At 70.4% G+C, this 9,036-nt stretch carries 11 protein-coding genes; 2 read left to right on the forward strand and 9 right to left on the reverse strand.

The window, feature by feature from the left end; genetic code table 11:
- On the reverse strand, nucleotides 1-780 hold a 780-nt coding region (locus KBX53_RS12680), incomplete at its 3' end, for an alpha/beta fold hydrolase (RefSeq protein WP_247675527.1).
- 218 nt (nucleotides 781-998) lie between these two features.
- On the opposite strand from KBX53_RS12680, the gene KBX53_RS12685 reads away from it, so the two are divergent.
- Nucleotides 999-1,598 carry a TetR/AcrR family transcriptional regulator gene (locus KBX53_RS12685; protein WP_210859319.1) on the forward strand — a complete coding sequence of 200 codons (600 nt, stop codon included), beginning with the start codon at nucleotides 999-1,001 and terminating at the stop codon, nucleotides 1,596-1,598.
- 64 nt (nucleotides 1,599-1,662) lie between these two features.
- On the opposite strand, the gene KBX53_RS12690 is transcribed toward KBX53_RS12685, so the two are convergent.
- The 6 genes from KBX53_RS12690 to KBX53_RS12715 form a co-directional block, all read right to left on the reverse strand.
- Complete coding sequence (locus tag KBX53_RS12690) at nucleotides 1,663-3,102, reverse strand: NAD(P)/FAD-dependent oxidoreductase (protein WP_210859320.1); 1,440 nt, start codon at nucleotides 3,100-3,102, stop codon at nucleotides 1,663-1,665.
- A 1-nt stretch (nucleotide 3,103) separates the two neighbouring features.
- Complete coding sequence (locus KBX53_RS12695; protein ID WP_030328299.1) at nucleotides 3,104-3,661, reverse strand: hypothetical protein; 558 nt, start codon at nucleotides 3,659-3,661, stop codon at nucleotides 3,104-3,106.
- Between the two features lie 68 nt (nucleotides 3,662-3,729).
- A complete protein-coding gene (locus tag KBX53_RS12700) occupies nucleotides 3,730-4,029 on the reverse strand; it encodes a hypothetical protein (RefSeq protein WP_030328301.1) in 300 nt (99 codons plus the stop codon).
- 188 nt (nucleotides 4,030-4,217) lie between these two features.
- Complete coding sequence (locus KBX53_RS12705; protein ID WP_210859321.1) at nucleotides 4,218-5,393, reverse strand: GDSL-type esterase/lipase family protein; 1,176 nt, start codon at nucleotides 5,391-5,393, stop codon at nucleotides 4,218-4,220.
- Nucleotides 5,394-5,476: 83 nt separating this feature from the next.
- Complete coding sequence (locus KBX53_RS12710) at nucleotides 5,477-6,046, reverse strand: TetR/AcrR family transcriptional regulator (RefSeq protein WP_210859322.1); 570 nt, start codon at nucleotides 6,044-6,046, stop codon at nucleotides 5,477-5,479.
- Nucleotides 6,047-6,135: 89 nt separating this feature from the next.
- Complete coding sequence (locus KBX53_RS12715; protein WP_210859327.1) at nucleotides 6,136-7,371, reverse strand: low temperature requirement protein A; 1,236 nt, start codon at nucleotides 7,369-7,371, stop codon at nucleotides 6,136-6,138.
- Nucleotides 7,372-7,611: 240 nt separating this feature from the next.
- Here KBX53_RS12715 and KBX53_RS12720 point away from each other — a divergent pair, with 240 nt between their 5' ends.
- A complete protein-coding gene (locus KBX53_RS12720) occupies nucleotides 7,612-8,139 on the forward strand; it encodes a cupin domain-containing protein (RefSeq protein WP_030328307.1) in 528 nt (175 codons plus the stop codon).
- A gap of 4 nt (nucleotides 8,140-8,143) precedes the next feature.
- On the opposite strand, the gene KBX53_RS12725 is transcribed toward KBX53_RS12720, so the two are convergent.
- Nucleotides 8,144-8,653, reverse strand: a complete 510-nt coding sequence (locus tag KBX53_RS12725) for a hypothetical protein (RefSeq protein ID WP_210859335.1) — start codon at nucleotides 8,651-8,653, stop codon at nucleotides 8,144-8,146.
- Nucleotides 8,650-9,036, reverse strand: a 387-nt coding sequence (locus KBX53_RS12730; protein ID WP_210859337.1) for an anthrone oxygenase family protein, incomplete at its 5' end; no start/stop codon positions are given. The genes KBX53_RS12725 and KBX53_RS12730, both read right to left, overlap by 4 nt.

Consider the following 9,036-nt stretch of genomic DNA (forward strand, 5'->3'; position numbering starts at 1 on the left):
CCGGCCACTGGCTCCCGACGCCGTCCACCCCTCACTCAGGGTGGCGCGGGCGGCGCTGTCGATGAGGTCGGCGACCGCGCCGGGTCGGGAGACCGCCACAGCGTGGGAGGCGGCGATCTCCACCGTCGTGGACCCCGCCCGATCGGCGAGAAAACGCTGCAGGTCCGGCGGGATGCCCTGATCCTCGGTGGTGACCATGGTCCACGAGGGGATGGTCTTCCAGGCGGCCCTGGTGACGCTCTCCTCCTGGGCGCTCGCCGAGGCCGGTCGCTGCGTCGCCGCCATGATCTCGGCGGTGCCGCGGTCGACGTCGGCGGCGAACACCTCCGGGAACTTGTCCTGCAGGATGTACTGATCCATTGTCGTGCCGCCCCCGTCGGCGGGGATCTCGACCATCGCGATGCTCGTTGCGAGCTGACTTCCGGGGTACTTGCCGAGCAACCCGATCACACTCTCGCCCGCCTCCGGGCTCACGCTGGCGACGTACACCAGAGCCTTGACGTTGGCGGCACCGTCCGCGGCCTCGGTCATGACCAGCCCGCCGTAGGAATGGGCGGCCATCACGACCGGACCGGGCAAGCTGTCCAGGAGAGCCCGAACGTACGCGGCGTCCTTCTGCACACCGCGCAGCGGGTTGGCGACGGCGATGACCGGATAGCCCCGACGCTTGAGGTCGGCGATCACCCCGTTCCAACTCGACGAGCCGGCGAATGCCCCGTGGACCAGCACCACTGTCGGCATCCCCGCACCCTGGGCAGACATGTCAGGAGCAATGCTCATCTGGGATTCCTTTCGAGGTGCCTCGCCGTTCGCCAGGGCTGGCGCGAAGAGCCGAATCGACCGGGCCGCGCGCATCAGCCGCGCATCCCGGATCCGGCGGATTGCCGCATTCAGAATCCAGCATTGTCTGGCCACTGTCGCCGAGATCGAGGAATTGAGCGGCGCCGGTCTACACGTCACGCGGCGCGACCGAACGTTCTATTCGCTAAGATGGGTGGATGACGCGCGAAGAACCCGAGGCCCGGCCCTCTGAGGCACGACTCAGGCTGCTCCGCACGGCGACCAGGATCTTCTACACGGAGGGCATCCACTCCGTCGGCGTCGACCGGATCATCGCCGAGGCGAAGGTGACCAGGGCCACCTTCTATCGACATTTTCCCAGCAAGGACGACCTCATTCTGGCCTACCTGCGTGAGGTGCAGCAGATGGAGCGCGGCATGGTGGACGAGGCTCTCGCCGCCAACCGGTCGCCGGTCGGTCCGCTGCTGGCCATCGCCGGTTCCATCGCGCAGAACATCCAGTCCCCCGGGTTCCGGGGGTGCGCGTTCCTGAACGCCGCGGCGGAATATCCCGACGCGAACCATCCCGTGCACCAGGAACTCATGGCCCACCGGCAGTGGTTCCTGGACACCATCACCATGCTCATGGCGCAGGTCGACAAAGAAACGGCGGATCCCGCGGCGCGTCACTTCGTCATGCTCCGCGACGGCGCCATGGCGGCCGGATGCCTCTCCGACCCGACGATGGTGTCCGAGACGTTCCTGAGTGGCATCCAAGGGCTCCTCAGGATCAACGCGCAGCGTCAGGCGGCACGGTAGCCGCCAAGAGTCCGCCGCGGTCGTGCGCGGCCCGTGACGGCGCGCACGACCGCGACGGCTCAGCTCAGCGGCCGTACGCCTCCAGCAGGCGCAGCCAGACCTCGCTGACGGTCGGGTACGCGGGCACGGCGTGCCACAGCCGGTCCAGTGGGACCTCGCCGACGATGGCGATCGTCGCGGCATGCAGCAGTTCCGCGACGTCCGGGCCGACGAGGGTGAAGCCGACGATCACCCGCCGCTCCTCGTCCACGACCATGCGGGCGTGCCCCTGGTAGCCCTCGGCATGCAGCGTGGACCCGGCGACGGCGGCCAGGTCGTAGTCGACGACCCGGATCCGCAGCCCGGCCGCCTTGGCGGCGGCCGCGGTCAGCCCCACCGACGCGACCTCCGGGTCGGTGAAGACGACCTGCGGCACGGCGCGCGCGTCGGCCGTGGCGACGTGCCGACCCCACGGGCGGTCGTCCACCGCCTCGCCGGTGGCCCGCGCCACGATGACGTCACCCACCGCGCGAGCCTGGTACTTGCCCTGGTGGGTCAGCAGCACCCGCCGGTTGACGTCGCCGGCCGCGTACAGCCACCCGTCGCCGATCAACGCCCCGGCGTCGTCGAGCACCCGCAGGGTGTCGTCGACAGTGAGCCAGGCACCCGGCTTCAGGCCGATCCGGTCGAGGCCGACGTCCTGGGTGTTCGGCGTACGGCCGATCGCGACGAGGACCTCGTCGGCGTCGACCTGTTCGCCGTCGGTGAGCGTGATGTGCACGGTGCCGTCGCCGTCGCGGCTCACCGACGCGGCCTCGGCAGCCAGACGCACCGACACGCCGGCTTCCCGCAGGGACTGCGCGACCTGCTCGCCGACGAACGGCTCCGCCCGCGTGAGCAGTCCGTCCCGGGCGAGCACCGTCACCGCCGAGCCGAGGCCCGCGTACGCGGTCGCCATCTCCGTGGCCACCACGCCACCACCGATGATGGCGAGCCGCCCGGGCACCTGGCTCGCGGCGGCTGCCTCCCGGCTGGTCCACGGTGCCGCCTCGCCCAGACCGGAGACGTCCGGCAGCAGGGCGCTACTGCCGGTCGCGATGACCACAGCGTGTCGGGCGGTGAGCAAGGTCGGGGCGGTGTCCGCGCCGGTCACCTCGACGGTCCGGTCGGAGCTGATCCGTCCCTGGCCGCGATACAGCGTGATCCCCGCCGAGTTCAGCCAGGACACCTGCCCGTCGTCCGTCCAGTGCGACACGATGGAGTCCCGGCGGCGCAGCACGGCCGCCGCGTCCAGTTCGCCGGTCACCGCCTCGCGCGCACCCGGCAGCTGGCGGGCCGCCCGCAGCGCGGTCTGGCTGCGCAGCAACGCCTTGGTCGGCATGCAGGCCCAGTAGGAGCATTCGCCACCCACCAGTTCCCGCTCGACGATCGCGGCGGTCAGGCCGCCCTGCACGACGCGGTCGGCGACGTTCTCCCCCACCGGTCCCGCGCCGATGACAACGACGTCGTAGGTGGCGCTCTCCATGTCAGTTGCCCTTCGCGGTGCGGCCGAGGCGGATGGCTGCGATGAGGAAGAAGATGGCGCCGGGGATGGCGTAGCCGATCGCGTTGGTCAGGGCCGGGTTGTCCGCCGAGGCCGCCGCGATGAACGATCCACCGGCGAGTACGGAGAGACCACCGCTGATGATCATCGGCCACTGGCCGCCCATCTTACGGCGGGTGACGCCGACGATCAGCTGCACCAGCCCGGCCACGACCGCCCAGGCACCCCAGACCCGCAGGACCGCCGGGACGCCGGACGTACCGGCGATGCCCAGGCCGACCGCGGCGAGCAGGCTGATCGCGACGTTCACGTACAGCAGGGTGGGCGATCCGGTGGCCCGCGACGCGCGGACGTCGACGATGGCGGCGGCCACGTCGAACAGCGGGTAGAGCACGAGCAGCGTGGCGGTGAGGGGGTTGAGGTGCTTCGCGAGGGGGAAGGTCACGGCAGCCCAGACGATGGCGAAGGCGAAGCGGCCGAAGTACAACCGCCGCAGGGCGGCGGCCGTCGTCGAGATGCCGGGAACGGCAACGGTGGTCATGTCATCCTCTCGAGGATTCCGGAGCGAACTGACGTTCAGCGGGGTGCGGGGCCCCTGGAGGGGCGGGGCTATTCGACGTCCGAGAACAGCCCCGTGATCTCCACCTGAGCGCCCTGGAGCCCACCGAAGACGGCGCCGGCGGCGGGCGTCGCGACCGCGGCGGAGGCGTCCTCGTAGCTGGCGAAGTAGAGGTCGAGCGTCCGGTACGCGGGGGTGGGCGTGCCGTCCTCCTTCGGCCACACCTTGGCCGACTCGACCCGCTGAAGCTTCGGGAACGTCTCCGCGGCCCGGCGTACGTCGGCGTAGACCTTCTCGAACTCGTCCGGGTTGGCGGGATTCCCGATGATCAGAGTGATCTTGGTGGGCATGGCGCTCTCCTTCGGTCACCGCCGCACAGTCAACTGCCGCTAGGCGGAACGAACGTTCTGTCTCTGAGAACGGTAGCGAACGGCGCCCCGATCGTCAAGACCGATCGTTCTGTTCACCCAGAGTCGACCCGCGTCCGGGCCGGCACGTCGCGGGCCTGGGCCGGCCGCTGTCCGCGTACTCGAAGGGTTTATCGGGTCTTCGTGGCGAAGGGCCCGCCGTCGCCGAACGCGAGCCGCGCGAAGTTCTCCGCGATGCGGCGATGTCCGGCACCGTCGGGGTGGACCGCGTCGGGGAGGGGAAATTCGGCGTAGTCGGATTCGCCGTAGAGGTCACGTCCGTCGAGGTAGTGCAGGTTCGGGTCGTCGGCGGCCCGCTGTTGAACGATCTTGGCGAGTTCGTCCCGGATGATGGTGAGGGTCAGCCGCCCGGCGCTGCGTTCGGCCGGATCTCCGGTGGCCGTGAACCGCAGCCTCCCGCCGTCGAGGTCCGGTGCGAGAGGGCCGGGCGTGTCTTCCTGGACCGGGCACAGGATGGCGGACACGACCAGCAGTGGCGTGCTCGGGTGCCCCTCCCGGATGGTGTCGAGGAAACCGTGGACCGCGGGGGTGAAGGCGCGCAGCCGCATCGCGTCGCTGTTGACGATGTTGATGCCGATCTTGACGCTGATCAGGTCCGCGGGGATGTCCCGCATGGCGCGGGCGGTGAACGGGTCGAGCAGCGCGCTCCCCCCGAACCCCAGGTTGACCAGCTCCACGCCGCCCGCTGCGGCGGCCAGCGCCGGCCAGATGGCGCTGGGATGACCGGCGTTCGAGCCGTGGCTGATGGAACTGCCGTGGTGCAGCCACGTCCTGCGGCGGCTGGGCGGGCTCTGCTCGACGGGCGCGTCGGTGCGCAGCGCGATCAACTCGGTGATCTCCGTGTGCGGGAGCCAGATCTCGACGTCCTTCTCACCTGCGGGCAGATCGGCGAAGCGAGCGGTGCCGGCCGGTCCTTCGGCGAGCACCGACGTCTGGGTGAACATGTCGGTGACGGTCCGGACGTTGCCGCCGGACACCGAGGCCTGCGCGGCCAGACGGCCGTCGATCAGCAGGTCGTAGACGCCGTCCGCGGGCGGCGGGAAGCCCTGGTAGACCCGTTTGGTGGGCAGCGTGTCCAGTTCGATGGTGGTGGCCCGGGTCCGGAAGACCAGTCGCACACCGGAGGGCTGGGCCTCGGCCATGGCCAACTGGTCGTCGGGGATCTGCCGGCGCGCCCGCGCGGTCAGCCGATGCGGCAGCAGACCGCGCGTGGTGGTCTCCAGGTCGACGGCGCCGCGCAGCAGGTCCGCAGTGATCGGGGTGGTCCATCGATGATCGGTGGTCATTGCCTCAAGCCTTTCGAGGGATGTCGGTGTTCGTCGGCGCGCCGCGCCGCGAACCACGCGCGGACGGGCGGCCCTTCACCCCGTCAGGAACCGCTGCGGCTGCGCAGCAGCGCGTCGAGTGAATCCACGATCCAGTCCCAGGATTCCCGCTCGTCGGGGGCGCTGTGCGCGAAACCGCCGGCCAGTTCCAAGCTGACGAAGCCGTGGAAGACGCTGCCCAGCAGGCGGACCGCGTGCGTCGCGTCCGGCTCGTTCAACCCGTAGCCCCGCAGGATCGCCCGGGCCATCTGCGCGTGCCGGACGCCGGCGCTCGCGGCTGCCGTCTCCGGATCGAGCCGGAGCCGAGCGGCGGCATAACGGCCCGGGTGTTTCCTGGCGTAGTCGCGGTAGGCCTCGGCGAACGCGGCCAGGGCATCCCGGCCGGCACGACCGGCGACGGCATCGGCCACCCGGTCGGCGAGTTCGTCCAGCGCGAACAGCGCGATGCGGACCCTGAGGTCATGTGAGTTCTTCAGGTGCGAGTACAGGCTGGGGAGCTTGACGCCGCACCGCCGGGCGAGCGCCGAGACGGTGACCTCGTCGAAGCCGACCTCGTCGGCCAGCTCCGCCCCCGCTCGGGTCAGACGCTCCGGCGTGAGCCCTCGCTTCTCCATGACCCCTCCCCCAGCTGCCTAGCACTATCAGGTTACTGCCTAATAGTACTAGGACAGCTGCCGGGGCCCGGCGGGGGGCCGCTGCCGCGTCACGCCTCGGAATCGCCGACGTCGGGCTTCTCCCCTCCGGTCGGTGACCCGGGAGCCTCCATCGGTCGCCCCCGCCGCCACCACGCGTCGACAAGCGCGACCAGGGCCAGCACCCCGGCCACCACGCTCAGCCCGACCATCGGCGCCCAGTGGGCCAGCGCCGGCGTGCACAGCAGCAGAGCGACCAGTCCGATCGGCTGGGACCGGGACACCCTCCCGAAGATCTCGTACTCCAACCGGACACGGGAGACGAGGAAGAGCATCGGACCGCCGACCACGAACAGCAGCCAATTGGGCCTCGGCCGCCCGAACGGATCATCGATCACCAACTCGTAGCCGACCGCCGTGACGAGCACGCTGAGCACGAGCAACAGGTGCGTCCGTTCCAACGCCGTGCCCAGCCGAGCGGGCATGGCCACCCGGTCCAACGCATCGGTCAGGAGCAGACCCGCGCAGTGGAAATAGATTCGCCAGAGCAGCGCGCTGGTCGCGAACGCGACAGCGAAGGCAGTTGCCCGGTCCGCCGCATAGTCCGTGCCACTGAAAACCACGCCGATGACCAGAATCGACTCACCGAGTGCGATGAGGAACATCTGCTGATACCGGTCAGCGAGGTGCGTCCCGGCGATCCGCCACCGGGCCACCTTCGAGGCCCCGAGCCAGGGCAGCGGCCAACCCAGGGCCCACGCGACGTAGTCGACAGCGACAGCGGCAACCCACAGCGGCAGGCGGAGGTCGTCCGGACCCAGCGCGCCGGCCAACCACAGTGGCGCGCTCGCCGAGGCCCACACGGCAAGCCGGAACGGCACCAGCCGTCGCGGATGGCCACGCAGCGCGGCGGCGATCACCAACGGCCGCACCACCATCACCATCAGGTACGCGGCAGCGAACGGCAGCGCCCGCTCCTCCATCGCCCTCGGCAACGTCACCGCCATGATCAGGCCGGCGAACATGGTGCCGACCACGACGGCCTGAATGACCGGTTGCTCCGGTTCGTAACGGCTGGTGATCCAGGCGGTGTGCGACCAGATCAGCCAGAGCGCCAGAAAGAGCAGGAGCGTCCGCCCGAACCCCAGCACCAGCGTCCAGCCGGTGTCCTCGCCGAGTCCGGCGAACCGTTGCGAGACCCGGGTGAGGGCCACCACGAACGCCAGATCGAAGAACAGCTCCAGGAACGTCGCACGGCCCGAACTCGTCGGCGGACGCAGCAGCCCGGCACCCCGCCCCGCCGCCATCGACCGCCTCCATCCGCCCCTGGTCGCACCAACGACGCGGCAGCGGAAGGAGTTGCGTCAGCGGACGCGCACCGGATTGGCCTCACCCCCGACAATCGAACGAGCCGTCGCCGCGAGGCCGGTTCATTCATCACCTCGTGAGGAGAGAAGTCCCCGGATCCGGGGTAAGGGCCAGGCAGCGCGGCGACGAGGGAACATGCGCCGTTCATCTCGCGCAGCCACAGCAGGAGGGACAGCCGCATGACCGACCGCAACCGGGCCACCCCGACCATCCCGGACGACGATCCGAACCGAACGCTGACGGTGGCCGACCCCGACGACCCCGCGACCACCTACCTCTCCCTCGCCGGAGGCACCTACGCCATGCTGGTCACCGGCGAGCAGACCCACGGGCAGTACTGCCTCATCGACATGCGGATCCCCGACGGCGGAGGACCGCCACCGCACCGGCACGACTTCGAGGAGATGTTCACCATCCTCGAAGGCGAGATCGAGTTCACCTTCCGCGGGGAGAGGCACCTCGTCCGCGCCGGTTCCACAGTGAACATCCCGGCCAACGCGCCGCACAACTTCCGCAACAGCTCCGGCGCGCCCGCCCGCATGTTGTGCGTCTGCACCCCTGCGGGACAGGACGAATACTTCCTCCGCGTCGGCGACGTGGTTGCCGGTAAAGACGCACCGCCGCCGCAGCTCACCGATGACGAGCTGGCAGAGCGTCGGCGACGCGCGGCCGACCTGGCTCCCGAATACCGCACCGAGATGCTCTGACCGGTCAGCAGTGCGGTGGCCGAGTCCCCCGCGCGTCGTCCGGGCCGCCCCACGTCTGCTCGACCGGCTGCTCGGCGGCTCGCCGCGACCCCATGACGAAGCGCCTCAGCGCCGCCGCCACCGCCCCGGCCACCACCCCGGTGAGCACCCCGGTGACGAGACTGGAGAACACCGCCGCCACCCGAAGGATCGCTTCCTGCGCCCGAGGGTCGAAGGTGCCGAGTCTCGGCTCGGTCGCGCCGAACGCCTCGTCCCACAGCACCTGGTGACCAACCGCGAGAAGAACACCGTGGACCGCCCCGATCACCACCACCGTCAGGAACGGACGCGGCGGACGCCGCCACAGCACGACGGCCACCCAACAGATCAGGGGTACGACCGCGAGCAGCACGGCGGCTGGCCGCCCTCCCTCCACGACGTGCAGGTCGTGCAGGATCACCCGCGGTACGGCCAACGCGGCGAGCCCGACCAGGGCCGGCCACGAGAACCCGAGAGTACGCCGCGCGGCGCTCATCGCTCGCCCCGTACCGGTGCGGTCTCCCGGGCGAAACGCAGCAGGGCGGTGAACGCCCGCGCGGAGGTCACCGCGCCACCGGCGAGGCGTACCCAGTGGCCGGCGACGAACTCCTCGGCGACCTGGCGCAGATACTCCGGGGAGTGCGTGCCGACCGGGTCGACGAACATGATCTCGTTGCGCGGCCAGAAGAACACCACGGAGAACAGGAACTCGCAGGCGATGAAGACCACCGCGGCTGCCGCGACGTACCACCGCAGTCGCCGATTGCGCCAGGTGAGGGCGGTCGCGGCGAGGCTGGTCAGCACGACCGAGGCGCCCAGCGGTGGGAAGTAGTCGCTCGGGCCGCCGGCGACCAGGAACTCGCGGGCCCGGTCCAGCGA

Origin of the sequence: Micromonospora sp. M51, assembly GCF_018070305.1 — a bacterium.
Lineage (GTDB): Bacteria > Actinomycetota > Actinomycetes > Mycobacteriales > Micromonosporaceae > Micromonospora > Micromonospora parva.